This window comes from Paenirhodobacter sp. YD-8 (assembly GCF_056590935.1).
The window spans coordinates 270,519-289,914 of sequence record NZ_CM152649.1 but is presented as its reverse complement, the minus strand read 5'-3'; the positions used below and the strand labels follow the sequence as shown (position 1 = coordinate 289,914).

Sequence of the window (19,396 nt, the reverse complement as noted above, 5' to 3'; positions counted from 1 at the left end):
GGGGTGCCATGATTTCACTTGCTGATCTGTGGCAGGCAGGACGGCTGCGCGCGAAGCGCCGCTACCTGCTGGCCCGCGCGATCCGGCGGCGGCGGCGTCATCTCACGTCGCGCGTCGACCGGACGGCGCAGATCCGCAAAGGGGATATCCTTCTCTTCGCCACGATCCGGAACGAGGCGGCGCGACTGCCGTTCTTCCTGCGCCATTACCGCGCGCTTGGGGTGAATCATTTCCTGTTCGTGGACAATGCCAGCGACGATGGCAGCCCCGAGGCGCTGGCGGCCGAACCCGACGTGTCGCTCTGGACGACGCGGGCCAGCTATCGCGGTTCCCGCTTCGGGATGGACTGGCTGAACGGGCTGCTCGCGCGCCACGGCAGCGGGCACTGGTGCCTGACCGTCGACGCCGACGAGCTTTTGCTGATTCCGCATGGCGATCGCGCGACGCTGCGCGAGCTGACCGCGGCACTCGATGCGCGCGGCCTGCCGATGATGGCGGCGATGATGCTCGACCTCTATCCCGAGGGGCCGCTGTCCGCCGCCCATGCCGCGCCCGGCGAGGACCCGTCTCGGGCCCTGCCGCTCTTCGATGCCGAGGGTTACGATTGGGAATATCAGCCGAAATTCGGCAATATCTCGATCCGCGGTGGGGTGCGCCAGCGCGTCTTCTTCGCCGACGCCCCGGACCGTGCGCCGCATCTGCACAAGACCCCGCTGATCCGTTGGCACTGGCGCTATGCCTATGTCAGCTCGACCCATATCGCCCTGCCCCGGCGGTTGAATGCGGGCTTCGATGTCCGGCTCGACGCGCCGACCGGGGTGCTCCTGCACACCAAGTTCCTCGGCGAGGTGATCGCGAAATCCCGCGATGAAAAGCTGCGACGCGAGCATTTCACCCATGCCGAGCGCTATGATGGTTACTATGACGGGATCATCGCCGATCCGGTCTTGCGCGATGCGCAGTCGCACCGGCTTTCGGACTGGCGCGATCTGGAGGCCCTCGGACTGATGACGCGCGGCAACTGGCAGGAGCCAAACCGTTGACCACACAGAGACAATTGTTTACGCGACCGCCGCGACCGCCTATTCTTCCCCCGAATTCGTGAGGCCGGAAGGAACGGGCGGGCGAGGCGGGCAAGATGTTTCCGGAACGGAGACGATTTTACCCTGTTTCAACGGCTTTCCGTCACATTCTGGCCGGCTATGCAGATTTCTGGTGAGAGACGATCGGTGAACCTGAGAAGCCTATATCGCCTGAGGATGGAGCGCCGGCGACGTCAGCTGCGCGCATTCCGCAAGCGGCGGGAGCTTCGCATCGTCATCGACCGCACCAAGGCGATCGCGCCCTCCGACATCCTCGCCTTCGTCACCTTGCGCAACGAACGCATCCGCCTGCCCTATTTCCTGCGCTATTACCGCAACCTGGGGATCAAGCACTTCCTGATCGTCGACAATGGTTCGGACGACGGCTCGGACACCTATCTCGAGGCGCAGGAAGACGTGTCGCTGTGGAGCACCGGGGCAAGCTACAAGGCCTCGTCCTTCGGTGTCGACTGGCTGAACCACCTGCTGCGCCATTACGGCACCGGACACTGGACGCTGACCGTCGATCCGGACGAGTTCTTCGTCTACCCGTTTTGCGACACCCGCCCGATCGAGGCGCTGACCGACTGGCTCGACACCTACGACATCCGCTCCTTCCCGGCGATGCTGATCGACATGTATCCGAAGGGGCCGATCGACGCGGTGCCCTATCGCGAGGGGCAGAACCCGTTCGAGATCGCCTCGTGGTTCGATGCCGGCAATTACACGATCGCGCGCAACTGGTATTTCCAGAACCTCTGGATCCAGGGCGGGCCGCGAGCGCGGATGTTCTTCTCGAAGACACCCGAGGCGGCGCCCTCGCTGAACAAGATCCCGCTGGTGAAATGGGAGCGAGACTTCGTCTTCGCCTCCTCGACCCACATGCTGCTGCCGCGCGGGCTGAACATGGTCTATGACGAATGGGGCGGCGAGAAGGCCTCGGGCTGTCTGTTGCACGCAAAGTTCCTCTCGCCCCTCACCGCCAAGGTCGCCGAGGAGATGAAGCGGCGCGAGCATTACGCCGGCTCGCGCGAATATGCCGCCTATCAGGAGACGCTGAGCGCCGAGCCGGACCTGTGGACGAAATGGTCCGAGAAATACATCAACTGGCGCCAGCTCGAAATTCTCGGCCTCATGTCGAAGGGCAACTGGGCATGAGGGGGCGGCGGTGACGGTCGGGTTCGTGATGATGTGCCACACGGCGCTGCACCGGGCGGCGCAGGTGGCGCGCTACTGGGCCGAAAGCGGCGCACCGGTGGTGATCCATGTCGATGCGCGCGTGCCGTCGAAGGACTATGCCGCGCTCGGCAAGAGCCTTGCCGATCTCGACACCGTCTCCTTCTCGAAGCGCTACAAGTGCGAATGGGGCACCTTCTCGCTGGTCGCCGCGGCGCAATCGGGGGCCGAGCAGTTGCTGGCCCGCCACGCCGACGTGCGCCACGTCTTCCTCGCCTCGGGGTCCTGCCTGCCGCTGCGCCCGGTCGAGGAGCTGGTCGACTATCTCGACGCCCGCCCGCACACCGATTTCATCGAGAGCGTCACCACCGCCGAGGTCGGCTGGACCGTCGGCGGCATCGACATGGAGCGCTTCACCCTGCGCTTCCCGTTTTCCTGGAAAAAGCAGCGCCGGCTCTTCGACCGCTATGTCGATTTCCAGCGCCGCATCGGCGTCAAGCGCCGCCTGCCCGACGGGCTGGTGCCGCATCTGGGCAGCCAGTGGTGGTGCCTGACCCGGCAGACGCTCAGCGCCATCCTCGAAGACCCGGACCGGCCGATGTATGACCGCTTCTTCAAGCGGGTCTGGATCCCCGACGAAAGCTATTTCCAGTCGCTCGCCCGGCTCTATGCCACCAGCATCGAAAGCCGCTCGCTGACGCTGTCGAAGTTCGACTATCAGGGCAAGCCGCATATCTTCTACGATGACCACCTGCAGCTGCTGCGCCGCTCGGACTGTTTCGTCGCGCGCAAGATCTGGCCCAAGGCGGACCGGCTCTACGCCACCTTCCTCGCCCCCCGCCCCGCCGTCAGCCCGCCGGCCGAGCCCAATCCGGCGAAGATCGACCGGCTGTTCTCGAAGGCGGTCGAGCGGCGCACCAAGGGGCGGCCGGGGCTTTACATGCAAAGCCGCTTTCCCCGTCAGGACCAGGAAAACGGCAAGACCTCGGCGCCCTACTCGGTGTTCCAGGGATTTTCCGATCTTTTCGAAAACTTCGAAGGCTGGCTCGCGAAATACGTCGTCGCCCGGGTGCACGGCCATCTTTTCGCCCATGACCGGGCCGAGTTCGCCGGCGGCGAGACGATGTTCAACGGCTGCCTCTCCGACAGCGCGAAGCTGCGCGACTACAACCCGCGCGGCTTCCTGACCAACCTGATTTGGAACGCCCGCGGCGAGCGGCAGTGCTTCATGTATTCGCCGCGCGACAACCAGTCGATCGACTGGTTCACCGCCACCGACCCGAATGCGCAGATCTCGGTGATCAGCGGGGCCTGGGCGGTGCCGCTGTTCCGCTCGAACCGCAACTTCCGCGACATCCGGCGCGAGGCGGCGCGGCTGCAGCGGATCGAGACCTATCACCTCGACATCCTGCGCTCGATGTATGTGAAGGCCCGGGTCCGGATCTGGACCATGGCCGATTTCATCGAGAACCCGATGGAGCCGCTGCAGACGATCATCGACGAGATCAGCCCGCGCAGCGCCCGCCGGCTGACCGAGGCGCCGCAGATGGTCGACCTGACCGGCTTCGGCCAGTTCCTGCAGAACCTGAAGAACCAGGGCATGCAGCCGCGCCTGATGGGCGACTTCCCCGTGGGCGACGACCCGCAGCCGAAACACACGCGCCGTGGGCGCCCCTATCTGGTGAAATGAGATGGCCTCCTTCGACAGCTTCGTGATCTTTGCCGAGATGCGCACCGGCTCGAACCTGCTCGAGGCGGCACTGAACCTGCTCGACGGCGTCACCTGCCACGGCGAGGCCTTCAACCCCGCGCTGATCGGTTATCCGAAGAAGACGTCGCTTCTGGGCGTCAGCCGGGCCGAGCGCGACGCCGACCCGATGGTGCTGTGGGACCGCATCCGCAGCGCGCCGGGGCTGAACGGCTGCCGCTATTTCCACGACCACGACCCGCGCGTTCTGCGCGCCATGCTGGACGATCCGCGCTGCGCCAAGATCGTTCTGACGCGCAACCCGATCGAAAGCTATGTCAGCCTGCAGATCGCCCGCGCCACCGGGCAGTGGAAGCTCGGCGATGCCAAGCACCGCAAGGCGGCGCAGGCACATTTCGACGCCGCCGGGTTCGAGGAACATCTGGCCGAGCTGCAGGATTTCCAGGTGCTGCTGATGCACGCACTGCAGGTCTCGGGGCAAAGCGCCTTCTACATCGATTACGAGGACGCGCAGGATCTCGAGGTGCTGAACGGGCTCGCCGCCTGGCTGGGCGTCGCGGGGCGGCTGAGCGCCCTGCCCTCGAGCCTTGTGGTGCAGAACCCCGAGGCGCTCGAGGCGAAGGTGACGAACTTCCCCGAGATGGAGGCCTCGCTTGCCCGGATCGACCGTTTCAACCTGTCGCGCACCCCGAATTTCGAGCCGCGCCGCGGCCCGAACGTGCCCGGGTTCATCGGCTGCGATGCCGGACTTCTCTACATGCCGCTGCGCCCGGCCTCGGACGGGCCGTTGCGCGCCTGGCTGGGCGGGCTTGGCGCGCTGACCGAGGATTTCTCGCAAAAGACCCTGCGGCAGTGGAAGCGCCAGCGCCCGGGGCATCGCAGCTTCACCGTGCTGCGCCACCCGCTTCTGCGCGCCCATCTGGCCTTTGCCGCGGTGCAAAGCTGGAACAACCTGGCCGAGACCCGGGCCGTCTTGCGCGACACCTACAAGCTGCCCCTGCCCGAGGAGGGCAAGACCCTCTCCGCCGCCGACTGGGCCGCGGGGCTCGAGGCCTTCCTCGGCTGGCTGAAGTCGAACCTGAACGCGCAGACGAGCCTGCCGGTGCACACGCTCTGGGCCAGCCAGTCGGCCGCACTGCAGGGCTTTGCGCAGGTCGCACCGCCCGATCTGGTCGCGCGCGAAGACCAGCTGGCGGACGACCTCGCCTATCTCGCCCGCGCCGCCGGGATCGAGGCGCCGGCCTTCGCGGCGCAGGACGGCGACACCGCGCCGGTGAAGCTTGCGCAGATCTGGACCCCGTCTATGGAAAAAGCCGCGCGTGAGGCTTACACGCGCGACTTCATGCAATTCGGGTTTTCGGACTGGAAGCGGGCCTGACTCAGGCCGCCTGCGCGCCCTGCGCCGCGGTCAGCACCGCGTGCAGTGCCGCCGGGTCGGTGTTCGCCCGCAGCTTGGCGCAGGTCTCGGCGTTGCGCATCGTGCGCGACACCAGCGCCAGCGCCTTCAGGTGTTCGACCCCGGAATCCTTCGGCGCGAACAGCGCGAAGACGAGGTCGACCGGCTGCCGGTCGACCGCGTCGAAATCAAGCGGCTTTTCCAGCCGCAGGAACACGCCGATCACCGTCTTCAGACCGTGCAGACGCGCATGCGGCAACGCCACGCCATGCCCCACGCCGGTGGGGCCGAGCGTCTCGCGTTCCTGCAGCGCGTCGACGGTCTGGATCGCATCCAGCCCGTAGGCTGAATGCGCGATGTCGCCAAGGTCCTGGAACAGGCGCTTCTTGCTCGTGACAGTCGCCAATACCTTGACGGCATCCGGCTTGAGCAATGTCGAAAGATCCATCTGTCCTTTTTCTGCGCCCGCCATGGATCAGACGCTCACTTGCTGTGGCGCGGGTCGATCCAGCCGACGTGACCGTCGTCGCGACGGTAGACGACGTTGACCCCGCCATGTTTCTCGTTGCGGAAGACGAGCAGAGGCTTGGAAGCGAGTTCCATCTGCATCACCGCCTCGCCGACCGAGATCGTGGGGACGCGGGTCTCCATCTCGGCGACGATGACCGGGGTGAGGCTTTCGCCCTCGGCCGCCGACTCGTCTTCATCCGAGGCGAGCACATACAGATCCGCGGCGTCGAATTCAACCGGCTCCGAACGCTCCTTGTGGTGGTCCTTCAGGCGGCGCTTGTGGCGACGCAGCTGCTTGTCCATCTTCTCGCGGCACGCTTCGAAGGCCGCATAGACCTCGGTGGCGCGCCCGCTGGCGGAAGCGGTGAGGCCGGTGGACAGGTGGACCGTGGCCTCGCAGATGTATTCATGCGCGTTGCGCGAAAAGACGACAGTCGCATCGGTCGGACGCTGCATATACTTGTCCACGGTTTCGCCCAGTTCGGACTTCACGTGGCTTTGCAGCGCTTCCCCGATGTCGATCTGTTTTCCGCTGATCTGGTAACGCATGGCTTCTCCTTCACGTCAGTGACCTGCGAGCGGGACGGAACGTCCACGCGGCAGGCTGGTTAAATCCTTGGGGGAACTGCCACATTGCACCCTGGAAGCAAAGCCCCAATGATGCCGTGTTTGAGGCGGCGCGGTCGCTCGGGAAGGGGGGCGGTGTTCACGCATTTGTCTCATTTGGGAACGGAACGGCGGGGGTGTCAACGGGGGACCTACGCCGCGGCGCAGCACCGGTCAGCTGATCCGGAAATTCTCGCCCAGATAGACCCTGCGGACGTTCTCGTCGCGCACAACCTCGTCGGTGGTTCCGGACATCAGAACCTGCCCATCATGCAGGATATAGGCCCGTTCCACGATCTCCAGCGTCTCGCGCACGTTGTGGTCGGTGATGAGCACGCCGATGCCGCGTTCCTTGAGGTGCGACACCAGAGCGCGGATCTCGCCGACGGCGATCGGGTCGACGCCCGCAAAGGGTTCGTCGAGCAGCAGATATTTCGGGTCGGCGGCGAGGCAGCGGGCAATCTCCACCCGGCGCCGCTCGCCCCCCGACAGCGCCAGCGCCGGCGCCTGGCGCAGATGCGCGATCGAGAAGTCACCCAGCAGCTCCTCGAGCCGCTCGCGCCGCCGGTGCGGCTCGGGCACGGCGATCTCGAGAATGGCCATGATGTTCTGCTCGACCGTCAGGCCGCGGAAGATCGAGGCCTCCTGCGGCAGATAGCCGATGCCCATCCGGGCGCGGCGATACATCGGCAGGCCGGTGGCCTCGCGGCCGTCGATCGTCACCTTGCCCGAATCGGGGCTGATCAGCCCGGCGATGGCGTAAAAGCAGGTGGTCTTGCCCGAACCGTTCGGGCCGAGCAGCGCCACGACCTCGCCGCGATCGAGATGCAGCGACACGTCGCGCAGCACCAGCCGCTTGCGATAGCTCTTGCGCAGGTTGACGACGCGCAGCCCGCCCGTCTCGGCCGGCGCCTGCAGGCCGAGATCCGCCACCGGATCGAGATCGTTCATTTCTTCGTCTCCGGCTGCAGGATGGTGCGCACCCGCCCGTCCATCTGGCCGGTGCCGGTCTTCAGATCGACGGTCAGCTTCTGGCCCGACATCACGTTCTGGCCCTGCGTCAGCAGCACATCGCCGGTCATCACCACATTCGAGGCGGCGACGTCATAGACCGCCTCCTTCGCCTCGGCGGCCTCGGTGGGCGACACCAGCGTCACCCCGCCGGTCGCATGCATGCGGTTGATCTTGCTGCGGTCCTTGGGGTCGTATTCGACGCTCACCACGGCCGCTTTCAGCCGCATGCCGCCCTGCACCACCAGCACATTGCCGGTGAAGGTGGCGGTGCCGTCGGTCTGGTTCACGGCAAGACTGTCCGCGGTCACCTCGACCGGGGCCTTGGCATCGGCGCGGATACCGCCAAGCGCGATCTGCTGGGCAAGGACCGGCCCGGGCAGAAGACCAAGGCACAGCAGGGCGAGAACGGCGGGCAAACGCATCGGAACCTCTTTATTGCGGCTGATATATCAGCTTCACGCCGCCGTTGAAAACCAGATCATAGGGCGTCTCGGGGGTGGCGCGGGTCATCTGCATCGCACCCGAGGTGATCGTGCCATAGGGTGCCTCGGCCGAGACCGCCCCGGGCGCCACCAGGCTCGAGCGGTCGGTCGCCATGTCGACCGCCGCCGTGCTCATCCGGTAGCCGGTCGAGGTCTGCAGCGCGACGCCCTCACTCAGGTGGATCTGCTTCGACTGCGGGTCGATCACCCCGGCCTTCGCGGTCAGATCGGCGACCACCCCGCTTTTCGCCTCGAGCTTGGCGACGATCGCCTGGGCGCTGGCCCCCGATCCGCCCTTGGCATCGGGAAAGGCGGTCTTCGCCTTCACCGTGATCGATGCGCCATCCTCGGTCAGGCCCGAATATTCGGGCGTGGTCAGCCGTGGCTCGTTCGCGAGCTCGGTCACGTCGACATTGGCATAGGGCGTCGCGGTGGTCGGATCGACCTTGTCCGAGAACAGGAACATCGTCGACAACAGCGCCAGCGCCGCCAGCGGCAGCGCGACCTTGGCCAGGGCCACAAGCCGCGAATGGCGGTTGTCGAACACCATCAGACCACCCCGGCGCGCAGGCAGTCGTGGATATGCAGGATGCCGACCGGGCGGCGCCCGTCGACGGCGAAGAGACAGGTGATCTTGCGCTCGTTCATCAGCGCCACCGCCGCCTCGGCCAATGCGCCGGGCGCGATGGTGCGCGGGTTGCGCGTCATCACCTCGGCCGCCGCGTGATCCAGAAGCCCCGCCATGTGGCGCCGCAGGTCACCATCGGTGATGATGCCGACCAGATCGCCGCGCGCGTCGGTCACCCCGACGACGCCGAAGCCCTTGCGCGAGATTTCCAGCAGCACCTCGGACATCGGCGTCGCCTCGCCGACCAGCGGCATGTCGTCGTGCATCAGGTCCGCCACCTTCGACAGCCGCGCGCCGAGCTTGCCGCCCGGGTGGAAGGTGCGGAACATCTCGGGGGTGAAGTGCCGATGCTCCATCAGCGCCACGGCGATCGCGTCGCCAAGCGCCAGGGTCATCGTCGTCGAGGTGGTGGGCACCACACCCGAACCGCAGGCCTCGGGCGCCTGCGGCAGCACGAGGGCCACGTCCGACTGCCGCAGCAGCGTCGACTCGGGCCGGCTCGCCACGCCGATCAGCGGGATCGAGAAGCGCCGGGTATGCGCGATCATGTCGGCGAGCTCCGGCGTCTCGCCCGAATTCGACAGCACCAGCGCCACGTCGTCACGGGTGACCATGCCAAGGTCGCCGTGGCTTGCCTCGGCCGGGTGGACGAATTGCGCCGGCGTGCCGGTCGAGGCGAAGGTCGCCGCGATCTTGCGCGCGATATGACCCGATTTGCCCATGCCCGAGACGATCACCCGGCCCTTCGCCTGCAGGATCGTCTCGACCGCGCGGGCAAAGCTGTCGTCGAGGCTGGCGGCGAGCGCCGTCAGCCCTTCGGCCTCGATCGCGATGACCTTGCGCCCGGTGGCCAGATACTCAGTGGTGGAAGAGGTCATTGGGCTCGTCCCATCCCATCAGGTCGAGCCGCGCGCGCGTCGGCAGGAAGTCGAAACAGGCCTGCGCCAGCTCGGTCCGGCCCTCGCGCGCCAGCCGCTTCACCAGCTCGGCCTTCAGCGCGTGCAGGTAAAGCACGTCCGAGGCGGCATAATCGAGCTGCGCCGGGGTCAGCTCGGCCGCCCCCCAGTCCGAGGTCTGCTGCTGCTTCGAGACATCGACGCCCACCAGCTCCTGCAGCAGGTATTTCAGCCCGTGCCGGTCGGTGAAGGTGCGCACCAGGCGCGAGGCGATCTTGGTGCAGAACACCGGCGCCGTCACCACGCCAAAGGCGTTGTACAGCGCGGCGATGTCGAAACGGCCGAAATGAAAGAGCTTTTCCACCGCCGGATCGGCCAGCATCGCGCACAGCCGCGGCGCCTCAGTCTGCCCCTTGGCGATCTGCACCAGATGCGCATTGCCGTCGCCCGAGGACATCTGCACGAGGCAAAGCCGGTCGCGCCGCGGGTCGAGCCCCATCGTCTCGGTGTCGATCGCGACCACCGGGCCGAGGTCGAGCCCCTCGGGCAGGTCGTTTTTGTGCAGATGGATGGCCACGCCTGTCCCCTTCGATGCTGTCGAGCGAGATATAGGCCGTATCAAGCGCCTTTGCCACCGGACCGCAAGGGCGCGCCGGCATGAAAACCCCGTGACCGGCAGCTTCCGGCCGCAGCCGCACTGCGGGGCCCGGACAATGTCATTCAAATCGGAAGCAAAGACCACCGTTGCGCCGCAATCCGCTCAGCCCCCGTTAACGGCGACAGGCGCAGGATGGATCCTGGCGAACACGGGGGATCGCGCGATGGCGGAGATCAGGCTCACCCATCTGGGCACCGAGACGGCGGCGGGCGACACCTGGCTCGAGGGGATCACCGATCTCGTCGTCGAGCAGGGGCCGGACGGGCCGCGCATCCTCTCCGTGACCCGGCCCGATGGCGGGCTTGGCCTTGCCGTGTGGGAGCTTGACGCAGGAGGCGACGGGCTCGACCTCGTCAGCCGGAAGCCGATCGCGGGGGCGGCCACCGTCGGGGTCGAACCGACGATCGAAGTGGTTTCCTTCGACGGCGAGAGCGAGGTGGTCACCCTGACCGGCGTCGGCAGCAGCGGGCTGACCGGGGTCGAGATCGACGACGCGGGCCGCCTTGGCGCCAGCACCCGCAGCTTTGCCACCGCCGCCCTGCCCGCAGGCCTCTCCGAGATCGAGCTGGTCGAGGTCGGAAGCCGCCGCTTCGTCTTCGGCGCGGTGCATGGTTCGGACGGGCTCGAGCGCTGGCAGGTCGGGGCGGATGGCACGCTTGGCAACCATGTCACCCTCGCAAGCGGGGCAATCGGCGGCGCCACCGGACTCACCTGCCTCGAGCAGGTGCAGATTGACGGCACGCCCTTCCTGCTCGCGGGCTTCGATGGCGCCACGGCCTTTGCCGCCTATTCCGTCGGGCCGAACGGCACCGTCACCCAGACCGGCCGGCTCGACGTGACCAGCGGCCTTGGCATCGCGGGCGCGGTGCAGATGCAGACGACGACGGTCGCCGGCGTCACCTATGCGGTGCTGACCGGCGCCACCTCGAACAGCCTGAGCGTGGTCGAGATCACCGCGACCGGTGCCCTCGTCGCGCATGACCATGTGATCGACGATCTCGGCACCCGCTTCGCCAATGCCTCCCACCTCGCGATCACCGAGGTGAACGGACAGAGCTTCATCGCCGTCAGCGGCTCGGACGATGGCGTCAGCCTGTTCCAGCTGCTGCCCGGCGGCTATCTGCTGCTGCTCGACACCATGGCCGACAGCGATGCGATGACGCTCGACGCGATCTCGGCGCTGGCGATGACCGCGACCGACGAGGCGGTGCAGATCCATGTGGCAAGCGGCACCGAAGCCGGGATCACCACGCTCGAGGCGACGCTCGGCCCGATCGGTGCGACACTCCTCGGCAGCCACGGCGCCGACACGCTGTCGGGCGCGGCCGCGGGACGCAACGTGATCGACGGCGGCGCCGGCAACGACCGGATCGAGGCCGGCAGCGACGGCGCCGTGCTGATCGACGGAGCGGGCACCGATACGCTGATCGGTGGCGCCGGCACCGACATCTTCGTGCTGTCGCCCGACGGGATGCATGACGTCATCACCGGCTTCGACCTCGCCACCGACCGCATCGACCTGTCGCTCTGGCCGATGCTGCGCTCGGTCTCGCAGCTGACGATCACCGAGACCGCGACCGGCGCCACGATCACCTTCGGCCGCGAGAGCCTGACCATCGTCTCGCGCGATGGCCGGCCAATCGGTGCTGCGGCGCTGGCGGCGGATGGCATCATCAGCATCGCCCATTACCTGCCCGAAGACCCGACCGACACCACCGGGCCAGAGCCCCCCGGCACGGTCTCGGTGATTCTGGGCGACGATCAGGCGAACAGCCTCGCCGGAGGCGCCGGCGCCGACCGCCTGGAAGGGCGCGGCGGCAACGACACGCTGATCGGCGGCGCCGGAAACGACCTGCTGATCGGCGGGGCGGGGGCGGACAGCATGGTGGGCGGACCGGGCTCCGACCGGTTCTGGGTCGATAATCCGAATGACGTGATCGTCGAGGCGGCGGGCGCGCCCGGCGTCGACACGGTGCTGAGCCGCGTCACCTACCGGCTGAGCGCCGGCGCCGATGTCGAGAATCTCACCCTGCTCGGCACCCGCGCCCTGAACGGCACGGGCAATTCGCTGGCGAACGTGATCACCGGCAATGTCGGCAACAACGCGCTGGCCGGCGGGGCGGGCGCCGACACCATCTTCGGCGGCGCCGGCGACGACACGATCTGGGGCGGGACCGGCGCCGACCGGATGGTGGGCGGCCCCGGGTCCGACCGCTTCTTCGTCGACAATCCGAATGACGTGGTGGTCGAGCTGCCCGCCTGGGCCGGCCGCGACACCGTCGTCAGCAGCGTCAGCTTCCGCCTCGGCGCCACCACGGCGATCGAGAACCTGACGCTCACCGGCGCCGCCAACCTTCAGGGTTTCGGCAATGCGTTGGCGAATGTTCTGGCCGGTAACACCGGCAACAACCTGCTGGCCGGCGGGGCGGGCGCCGACACCATCTTCGGCGGCGCCGGCGATGACACGATCATGGGCGGCGCCGGCATCGACCGGATGACCGGCGGCCCCGGGTCCGACCGCTTCTTCGTCGACAATCCGAATGACGTGGTGGTCGAGCTGCCCGCCTGGGCCGGCCGCGACACCGTCGCCAGCAGCGCCAGCTATCGGCTTTCCGCCGCGGTCGAGGACCTGACGCTCACCGGAACCGGCAATCTGCGGGGCTTCGGCAATGCGCTGGCGAATGTGCTGACCGGCAACACCGGCAACAACCTGCTCGTCGGCGGGGCGGGCGCCGACACCATCTTCGGCGGCGCCGGCGATGACACGATCATGGGCGGCGCCGGCATCGACCGGATGACCGGCGGCCCCGGGTCCGACCGCTTCTTCGTCGACAATCCGAATGACGTGGTGTTCGAGCTGCCCGCCTGGGCCGGCCGCGACACCGTCGTCAGCAGCGTCAGCTATCGGCTTTCCGCCGCGGTCGAGGACCTGACGCTCACCGGAACCGCCAACCTGCAGGGCTTCGGCAATGCGCTGGCGAATGTGCTGACCGGCAACACAGGCGACAACCGCCTTGCCGGGGGCGCGGGCGACGACACGCTGATCGGGGGCGACGGCAACGACACGCTGGCCGGCGGCGCCGGTGCGGATACGTTCCTTTTCGACACCGCGCCGGATGAGGACACCGTCGACTCGATCGTCGATTTCGAACCGGGGCGTGACCGGCTGGTGCTGCGCATGGCCGTCTTCACCGGCATCGGCGCCGGACGGCTCGGCAATGCGCTTTTTGCCGAGGGCACCGAGGCGCAGGACGCCAATGACCGCTTCTTCTACGATCACGACAATGGTGCGCTCTGGTATGATCCGGATGGCACCGGCGACATCCGGGCCCAGCTGGTGGCCGAGTTCACCACCCGCCCGGATCTCGATGCGGCCGACATCTTCGTGGTCTGAAGCCCGGCGCCGCCCTCCCGTTCCGGACCGAACCACGCAGTGGACGCGACGAAACCGGCCAGAAAACCTCGGAAATGGCGCAAGTCGGTGCCGTTTTCGGCGCAATTCCCCTCCCAAATGAGGCAGCCGGATGCTAGCCCTTTGGGGGACGCCGCATTTGTCCGGCCGACACTGATCTTGCACAACGGGTCATTGAACACATGTCTGGAAGAAAAATTGCCGTTGCCGGCATCGGCTATGTCGGCCTTTCCAATGCGGTTCTGCTGTCGCAGCGCAACCGCGTCCGCGCCCTCGACGTCGACCCCATGCGGGTCAAGCTGTTGAACGATCGCAAGAGCCCGATCATCGACACCGAGCTCGAGGCCTATCTCGCCGAAAAGCCGCTCGACCTGACCGCGACCACCGATCCCGCCGCGGCCTTCGAGGATGCCGAGTTCATCATCGTCGCGACGCCGACGAACTATGACCCGCACACCAACTATTTCGACACCTCCTCGGTCGAGGCGGTGGTGAGGGAGGCGCTGTCGATCGCGCCCGCGGCGACGATCGTCATCAAGTCGACGATCCCGGTGGGCTATACCCGCCGGCTGAACGCCGAGCTTGGCACCGACCGGATCATCTTCAGCCCCGAATTCCTGCGCGAGGGCCGCGCGCTTTACGACAACCTGCACCCTTCGCGGATCGTCGTCGGCGAGCGCTCGGAGCGGGCCGCGGCCTTCGCCGGTCTGCTGAAGGAAGCCGCGCTCGACCCCGATGTGCCGGTGCTGCTCACCGATTCCGCCGAGGCCGAGGCGATCAAGCTCTTCGCCAACACCTTCCTTGCGCTCCGCGTCGCCTATTTCAACGAGCTCGACAGCTATTCGCTGGCGCATGGGATGGACACGCGGCAGATCATCGACGGCGTCTGCCTCGACCCGCGCATCGGCCGGCACTACAACAACCCGTCCTTCGGCTATGGCGGCTATTGCCTGCCGAAAGACACCAAGCAGCTTCTGGCGAATTACAGCCATGTGCCGCAGAACCTGATCAGCGCGATCGTCGATGCGAACCGCACCCGCAAGGATTTCATCGCCGATCAGATCCTTGCCAGGAAGCCGAAACGCGTCGGCGTCTACCGGCTGGTGATGAAGGCGGGCTCGGACAATTTCCGGCAAAGCTCGATCCAGGGGATCATGAAGCGGATCAAGGCGAAGGGCGTCGAGGTCATCGTCTATGAGCCGGCGATGAAGGAGGCGGATTTCTTCGGCTCGCGGGTGACGCATGACCTGGCCGAGCTGAAGGCCTCGTCCGATCTGATCCTGGCGAACCGGATGGTGCCCGAACTCGGCGACGTCGCCGACAAGGTCTTCACCCGCGACCTCTTCGGCGCCGACTGAGGTCGCCCGAAAGCAAAAGGGGCAGCCCATCGGCTGCCCCTTTTGTATTTTCAGAACGATCCGAAATTTCGGGAAGATCAGAGGCTCGCGTCCAGCGCGGCGATGATCTTGGCGCCCATCTCGGTGGTCGAGACCGGGGTGCCGCCCTCGGGGCCCATCAGATCCGCGGTGCGCACGCCATCGGCCAGCACCTTCTCGACCGCCTTCTCGAGACGGGTGGCCTCGTCGCCCCGGTCGAAGCTGTAGCGCAGCGCCATCGCGAAGCTGAGGATGCAGGCGATCGGGTTCGCCTTGCCCTGGCCGGCGATGTCGGGGGCCGAGCCGTGCACGGGTTCGTACATCGCCTTCGGCCGGCCGTTCGCCATCGGCGCACCGAGCGAGGCCGAGGGCAGCATGCCGAGCGAGCCGGTCAGCATCGCGGCGCAGTCGGACAGGATGTCGCCGAAGAGGTTATCGGTCAGGATCACGTCGAACTGCTTGGGCGCGCGCACCAGCTGCATCGCGCAGTTGTCGGCATACATGTGGTTCAGCGTGATCTCGGGGTATTCGGCGTCGCGGATCGCGGTGACGACCTCGCGCCACAGGATACCCGATTCCATCACGTTCGCCTTCTCGACCGAGGTCACGCGGTTGTCGCGGCGCTTGGCCAGCTCGAAGGCCGAGCGGGCGACGCGGGCGATCTCGCTTTCGGTGTAGCGCTGCGTGTTCAGGCCGACGCGCTCGCCGTTCTCCTCGAAGATGCCGCGCGGCTGGCCGAAATAGACGCCCGAGGTCAGCTCGCGCACGATCATGATGTCGAGCCCGGCGACCACGTCCTTCTTCAGCGAGCTGAAGTCGGCGAGCGCGTCGAAGCACTGCGCCGGACGCAGGTTCGCGAACAGGTCCATCTCCTTGCGCAGGCGCAGCAGGCCGCGCTCGGGCTTCACCGAGAAGTCGAGCACGTCGTATTTCGGGCCGCCCACGGCGCCCAGCATGACCGCGTCCACTTCCTGCGCCTTGGCCATGGTCTCGTCGGTCAGCGGCACGCCATGCGCGTCATAGGCGGCACCGCCGACGAGATCCTCGGTCACGTCGAAGGCAAGACCGCGCTTGTCGCCATACCAGGTGATGATCTTCTTCACCTCGTCCATGACTTCGGGGCCGATGCCGTCGCCGGCAAGGATCAGGATAGAGGGGTTCGACATGCTTTCCTCCCATAGAAAAAAGGGTTGCAAGCGGCCTAGCGAATGCCCCGCCCGGGGTCAAGCGCGGCCCCTCTCAGGGCAGGGAAATATCGACCCAGACAAGGGCGCGACGGGGCGCCGCCTCGCCCGCCTCCGGCCAGATCACCCCCGCGCCGGTGACGCGCAGATCGGCCGAGGGCAGGATGTAGTCAAGCCGCAGCGGCGCGCCATAGAGGGCCGTGGCCGTGCCCTGCGCGCCCTCGGGGCGCGGGTCCTGCAACCGCGGGTCAGCGAGCAGCGCCACCAGCGCATCGCGCCGCCCCTCGCCCGCCACCGGGTCGATATCGGCATCCCCCAGGATCGCGAAGGATGCGAGCGGCGGTGGCACCGGCAACGCGCCGTCGAGATAGCGCAGCCAGAAGGCCGTCTCGTCGCGGTTGCGCCGGCCGTTGCGGTCCTCGGGCCCGTCGAAGAGCGGCGGCGTCGCGGCGAAGGCCAGCAGGTGCAGATCCCGCCCCGAGAGCAGCGCGACCGGCACATCCCAATGCCCGGTCGAGGACAGCCGCTGCACCGCCCGCGCCGCAGGCGACAGCCCCGCCCCCTCGATCAGGCTGCCGGGCAGATCGTCCCAGAGAAAGGCCGAGAAGTCGCGCGCGGCCTCGGTCCGCAGCGGCAGGCGCGACAGCAGCGCCATGCCGCCCTGCCCGGTGAAGCGGCCATAGCCCTGCGCGTCGCGCGGCTCGCCCATCCGGCCGTTGCCGTCAAGGTCGAGCCCGCTTTGCACCCCGGCATTCGGGCGTGGTGCGTAGCGATGGGGCAAGACCAGCCCGGCGGCGCCGAGGGCCGCCGAAAAGGCCGCAAGCGCCCGCCCGTCGTGGTCCCAGTCAAAGCCCGTCAGCAGCAGAACGTCCGGCCGCGCCCCGGCGATCAGCGCCGCCGCCGCCGTCACCTGCGGATCGCCCGTCTCGATGTCTGCCAGCAAGAGCCCCGGCCCGCGCCGGCTCAACCCCGCGTCCCAGGTGGCGAGCCGCAGGCTCTCGGCCGCGGCCGGCACGGCCAGCAGGCACAGCGCCGCGATCAGGCCGGCAGCAGACCGCGGGCCCCCGCCTCGCGGCGCTTGTCCTCGATCATCTGCGCGATCCGGCCGACCGCGATGCCGCGCATGAAAAGGCTTGCCGGAAGGAAGGCCCATGCCGTCACCACCCAGATCATCGTCAGCGGATTGTCGAGCGTGACCGGCGAGACCGAGACGGAGACCGCCTTGATCACCACCGGCACGAGGAAGGGCAGAAGGAAGCCCAGCGAGATGTTGAACCAGGCGTCGCGGCGCAGCCGCTCGACCACATCGGCGCCCGCCGTCGGCTCGAAGGTGGGCAGGTTCACCCAGACGTTGAAGCTGCCCTGCGACTTCGGCCAGCCAAGCGCGCGGATCGTCACCACGAAATAGCCAAGCGCGATCAGCGCCGTCATGTAGGCGATCCCGGCGGCGGTGCGCAGCGCCTCGACACGCGCGGCGGGGGCGTCCTCGGGCAGGATCAGCACCAGAAGACGCACCGGGCTGTAGGGGATGTCGACCGAGCGCGCCATCATCGCGCCGAGCACATAGACGAATTGCGACAGCGTCGAGGGCTCGATCTGCGCAAGCGCCGTCACCGAAAGCAGCGTCACCATGGCAAAGAGCGCGGTGAAGCGGATGCGGTTGTAGGGCGGGGCGTCGCGGAACTCGATCAGGCCGGGATAGACCGAGGCATATTCGAAGAAGGTGATCGCGGCGGCGAAGAAGGAGACGAGGGCGACGATCTGCGTGGCATCGTCGCTGACGACGCGCAGCGCCATCGACGGGATGGAAACCACCAATGCAACGAGCAACGCCCGCAGCAATGCGCCTGCATAGCGAGAAACCACGATTCTGCCCTTTGCCTTCCGCGCCCCCGATCGGATGCCGGGGTTTCGCCGTCTGGACCCGCCAATTGTGACGGACTGCCTCAATATTGCCTTGATTTTGTCCATTTTTGCCTCGGCTGGCAATGTCTGGTTAACCAATGGCGCGACAATCGGGCGATTTGGTGAAGGAACTGGTGCCGCATTGCATCAAATCCGGCGCAAAAATAAGGCCGCCTCGAAAGGCGGCCTTCATCTTGTGTTTCAAGGGCTTGCAGCCACTAGACCGGATCAGACCCAGGGGCGCGACTGCGCGGCCTGCGCCTCGAATGCGTCGATCGCCGCGACCTTTTCCAGCGTCAGCCCGATGTCGTCGAGGCCGTTCAGCAGGCAGTGCTTCTTGAACGGGTCGATCTCGAAGGGAATCACCACGCCGTCCGAGGTGGTGATCTCCTGCGCCTCGAGATCGACGGTCATGCGCGCGTTCGATCCCTTCTCGGCATCCTTCATTAGGATGTCGACCTGCTCTTGCGGCAGAACGATCGGCAGCATGCCGTTCTTGAAGCAGTTGTTGAAGAAGATGTCGGCGAAGGAGGTGGAGATGACCGCCTTGATGCCGAAATCGGCCAGCGCCCAGGGCGCATGCTCGCGCGAGGAGCCGCAGCCGAAGTTGTCGCCGGCGACGAGGATCTCGGTCGCGCGATACTGCGGCTTGTTCAGCACGAAGTCGGGCTTTTCGGTGCCGTCGAGGTTGTAGCGCATCTCGTCGAAGGCATGGACGCCAAGCCCGGTGCGCTTGATCGTCTTCAGGAAGCCTTTCGGGATGATCATGTCGGTGTCGATGTTGACCAGCGGCATCGGCGCCGCGATCCCCGTGAGTTTCGTGAACTTCTGCATTTCAGTTTTTTCCGATTTTCTTGAGCTCAAGGCCCAGAGCAATGAGAGAGGAGCCGATCACCACCAGCTCGACCGCAAGCAGCGTGCCAAGCAGGATCGGGCTCGAGTCCGGAACGGTGAACAGGATGAACAGGCCCAGCCCGCCGGAGATCACCCCCGACAGCAGCATCGCCCAGAAGGTCGAGCTGCCGCTGAAGGCGAAGGCGACGATCAGCCGCCCGATCCCCGAGATGAGGAACAGCGCCCCCACCACGATCGTCAGCGAGACGAGACCGGCGAGCGGGTTCGCCAGGATCCAGACGCCGACGACGAGGTCGAGCAGGCCGAAGCCCATCAGCCAGCCGCGGGCCGGAATCGTCCGGTCGGAGAACCCGGCCCAAAGGGCGAAGACGCCGCTGAACAGGAACAACCAGCCCACGAAGACCGCCACGGCAAGCGAGGCGGGCAGCGGGAACAAAATCGCGACCAGCCCGCCCAGAAGGGCGAGCGTGCCGGCGACGAAAAGGGAAGTCGTGCCTTTCATGGGTCC

18 protein-coding genes are annotated in these 19,396 nt (G+C 66.9%); 6 read left to right on the top strand and 12 right to left on the bottom strand.

Annotated features, from left to right (window positions below):
* The first annotated feature begins 8 nt into the window (after nt 1–8).
* The 4 genes from AC0QTQ_RS01405 (at nt 9) to AC0QTQ_RS01390 (ending at nt 5,344) form a co-directional block, all read left to right on the top strand.
* The gene (locus tag AC0QTQ_RS01405) at nt 9–1,043 is read left to right on the top strand and encodes a glycosyltransferase family 2 protein (RefSeq protein ID WP_480257944.1); all 1,035 of its coding nucleotides are present in this window, start codon (nt 9–11) and stop codon (nt 1,041–1,043) included.
* A gap of 216 nt (nt 1,044–1,259) precedes the next feature.
* Entirely contained in the window at nt 1,260–2,240 is a 981-nt protein-coding gene (locus AC0QTQ_RS01400) for a glycosyltransferase family 2 protein (protein WP_480257943.1), read from the top strand.
* Between the two features lie 10 nt (nt 2,241–2,250).
* The gene (locus AC0QTQ_RS01395; RefSeq protein ID WP_480257942.1) at nt 2,251–3,948 is read left to right on the top strand and encodes a DUF5927 domain-containing protein; all 1,698 of its coding nucleotides are present in this window, start codon (nt 2,251–2,253) and stop codon (nt 3,946–3,948) included.
* A gap of 1 nt (nt 3,949) precedes the next feature.
* Nucleotides 3,950–5,344, top strand: a complete 1,395-nt coding sequence (locus AC0QTQ_RS01390) for a nodulation protein NodH (RefSeq protein WP_480257941.1) — start codon at nt 3,950–3,952, stop codon at nt 5,342–5,344.
* A 1-nt stretch (nt 5,345) separates the two neighbouring features.
* Here the strand turns inward: AC0QTQ_RS01390 and AC0QTQ_RS01385 are convergent, their stop codons facing one another.
* The 7 genes from AC0QTQ_RS01385 to AC0QTQ_RS01355 all read right to left on the bottom strand — a co-directional run bounded on the left by AC0QTQ_RS01385 (nt 5,346) and on the right by AC0QTQ_RS01355 (nt 10,075).
* The gene (locus AC0QTQ_RS01385) at nt 5,346–5,810 is read right to left on the bottom strand and encodes a PTS sugar transporter subunit IIA (protein ID WP_128149543.1); all 465 of its coding nucleotides are present in this window, start codon (nt 5,808–5,810) and stop codon (nt 5,346–5,348) included.
* Nucleotides 5,811–5,845: 35 nt separating this feature from the next.
* A complete protein-coding gene (gene hpf, locus AC0QTQ_RS01380) occupies nt 5,846–6,421 on the bottom strand; it encodes a ribosome hibernation-promoting factor, HPF/YfiA family (protein ID WP_121530742.1) in 576 nt (191 codons plus the stop codon).
* A 231-nt stretch (nt 6,422–6,652) separates the two neighbouring features.
* The gene (lptB, locus tag AC0QTQ_RS01375; RefSeq protein WP_480257940.1) at nt 6,653–7,429 is read right to left on the bottom strand and encodes an LPS export ABC transporter ATP-binding protein; all 777 of its coding nucleotides are present in this window, start codon (nt 7,427–7,429) and stop codon (nt 6,653–6,655) included.
* Entirely contained in the window at nt 7,426–7,914 is a 489-nt protein-coding gene (gene lptA / locus AC0QTQ_RS01370; RefSeq protein WP_121530746.1) for a lipopolysaccharide transport periplasmic protein LptA, read from the bottom strand. Before lptA ends, lptB begins: the two co-directional genes overlap by 4 nt.
* A gap of 10 nt (nt 7,915–7,924) precedes the next feature.
* Nucleotides 7,925–8,524: a hypothetical protein gene (locus AC0QTQ_RS01365; RefSeq protein WP_480257939.1), complete on the bottom strand. Its 600-nt coding sequence runs from the start codon at nt 8,522–8,524 to the stop codon at nt 7,925–7,927.
* Nucleotides 8,524–9,480, bottom strand: coding sequence for a KpsF/GutQ family sugar-phosphate isomerase (locus AC0QTQ_RS01360; RefSeq protein ID WP_480257938.1), 957 nt, complete (start codon nt 9,478–9,480; stop codon nt 8,524–8,526). The genes AC0QTQ_RS01365 and AC0QTQ_RS01360 overlap by 1 nt, the downstream gene beginning before the upstream one ends.
* The gene (locus tag AC0QTQ_RS01355) at nt 9,461–10,075 is read right to left on the bottom strand and encodes a ribonuclease D (protein ID WP_121530751.1); all 615 of its coding nucleotides are present in this window, start codon (nt 10,073–10,075) and stop codon (nt 9,461–9,463) included. The genes AC0QTQ_RS01360 and AC0QTQ_RS01355 overlap by 20 nt, the downstream gene beginning before the upstream one ends.
* 244 nt (nt 10,076–10,319) lie before the next feature.
* On the opposite strand from AC0QTQ_RS01355, the gene AC0QTQ_RS01350 reads away from it, so the two are divergent.
* Nucleotides 10,320–13,550 (top strand): M10 family metallopeptidase C-terminal domain-containing protein, encoded by a 3,231-nt coding sequence (locus tag AC0QTQ_RS01350; protein WP_480257937.1) that lies wholly within the window; start codon nt 10,320–10,322, stop codon nt 13,548–13,550.
* A 200-nt stretch (nt 13,551–13,750) separates the two neighbouring features.
* The gene (locus tag AC0QTQ_RS01345) at nt 13,751–14,926 is read left to right on the top strand and encodes a nucleotide sugar dehydrogenase (RefSeq protein WP_480257936.1); all 1,176 of its coding nucleotides are present in this window, start codon (nt 13,751–13,753) and stop codon (nt 14,924–14,926) included.
* Nucleotides 14,927–15,003: 77 nt separating this feature from the next.
* On the opposite strand, the gene leuB is transcribed toward AC0QTQ_RS01345, so the two are convergent.
* The 5 genes from leuB to AC0QTQ_RS01320 form a co-directional block, all read right to left on the bottom strand.
* A complete protein-coding gene (gene leuB / locus AC0QTQ_RS01340) occupies nt 15,004–16,110 on the bottom strand; it encodes a 3-isopropylmalate dehydrogenase (protein ID WP_480257935.1) in 1,107 nt (368 codons plus the stop codon).
* A gap of 73 nt (nt 16,111–16,183) precedes the next feature.
* A complete protein-coding gene (locus AC0QTQ_RS01335; RefSeq protein ID WP_480257934.1) occupies nt 16,184–17,143 on the bottom strand; it encodes an endonuclease/exonuclease/phosphatase family protein in 960 nt (319 codons plus the stop codon).
* A gap of 23 nt (nt 17,144–17,166) precedes the next feature.
* Complete coding sequence (locus tag AC0QTQ_RS01330) at nt 17,167–17,994, bottom strand: hypothetical protein (protein WP_480257933.1); 828 nt, start codon at nt 17,992–17,994, stop codon at nt 17,167–17,169.
* A 267-nt stretch (nt 17,995–18,261) separates the two neighbouring features.
* On the bottom strand, nt 18,262–18,867 hold the full coding sequence (gene leuD, locus AC0QTQ_RS01325) for a 3-isopropylmalate dehydratase small subunit (protein ID WP_121530760.1): 606 nt from the start codon (nt 18,865–18,867) through the stop codon (nt 18,262–18,264).
* Between the two features lies 1 nt (nt 18,868).
* A complete protein-coding gene (locus AC0QTQ_RS01320; protein ID WP_480257932.1) occupies nt 18,869–19,390 on the bottom strand; it encodes an HdeD family acid-resistance protein in 522 nt (173 codons plus the stop codon).
* Between the last annotated feature and the right edge of the window lie 6 nt (nt 19,391–19,396).

What these genes read in the sequence shown, in the direction of transcription:
- AC0QTQ_RS01405 (WP_480257944.1), top strand. Translation starts at nt 9, where the DNA reads ATGATTTCACTTGCTGATCTGTGGCAGGCAGGACGGCTGCGCGCGAAG.
- leuD (WP_121530760.1), bottom strand. Translation starts at nt 18,867, where the DNA reads ATGCAGAAGTTCACGAAACTCACGGGGATCGCGGCGCCGATGCCGCTG.
- AC0QTQ_RS01320 (WP_480257932.1), bottom strand. Translation starts at nt 19,390, where the DNA reads ATGAAAGGCACGACTTCCCTTTTCGTCGCCGGCACGCTCGCCCTTCTG.
- lptB (WP_480257940.1), bottom strand. Translation starts at nt 7,429, where the DNA reads ATGAACGATCTCGATCCGGTGGCGGATCTCGGCCTGCAGGCGCCGGCC.
- leuB (WP_480257935.1), bottom strand. Translation starts at nt 16,110, where the DNA reads ATGTCGAACCCCTCTATCCTGATCCTTGCCGGCGACGGCATCGGCCCC.
- AC0QTQ_RS01360 (WP_480257938.1), bottom strand. Translation starts at nt 9,480, where the DNA reads ATGACCTCTTCCACCACTGAGTATCTGGCCACCGGGCGCAAGGTCATC.
- AC0QTQ_RS01350 (WP_480257937.1), top strand. Translation starts at nt 10,320, where the DNA reads ATGGCGGAGATCAGGCTCACCCATCTGGGCACCGAGACGGCGGCGGGC.
- AC0QTQ_RS01400 (WP_480257943.1), top strand. Translation starts at nt 1,260, where the DNA reads ATGGAGCGCCGGCGACGTCAGCTGCGCGCATTCCGCAAGCGGCGGGAG.
- hpf (WP_121530742.1), bottom strand. Translation starts at nt 6,421, where the DNA reads ATGCGTTACCAGATCAGCGGAAAACAGATCGACATCGGGGAAGCGCTG.
- AC0QTQ_RS01385 (WP_128149543.1), bottom strand. Translation starts at nt 5,810, where the DNA reads ATGGATCTTTCGACATTGCTCAAGCCGGATGCCGTCAAGGTATTGGCG.
- AC0QTQ_RS01345 (WP_480257936.1), top strand. Translation starts at nt 13,751, where the DNA reads ATGTCTGGAAGAAAAATTGCCGTTGCCGGCATCGGCTATGTCGGCCTT.
- AC0QTQ_RS01390 (WP_480257941.1), top strand. Translation starts at nt 3,950, where the DNA reads ATGGCCTCCTTCGACAGCTTCGTGATCTTTGCCGAGATGCGCACCGGC.
- lptA (WP_121530746.1), bottom strand. Translation starts at nt 7,914, where the DNA reads ATGCGTTTGCCCGCCGTTCTCGCCCTGCTGTGCCTTGGTCTTCTGCCC.
- AC0QTQ_RS01365 (WP_480257939.1), bottom strand. Translation starts at nt 8,524, where the DNA reads ATGGTGTTCGACAACCGCCATTCGCGGCTTGTGGCCCTGGCCAAGGTC.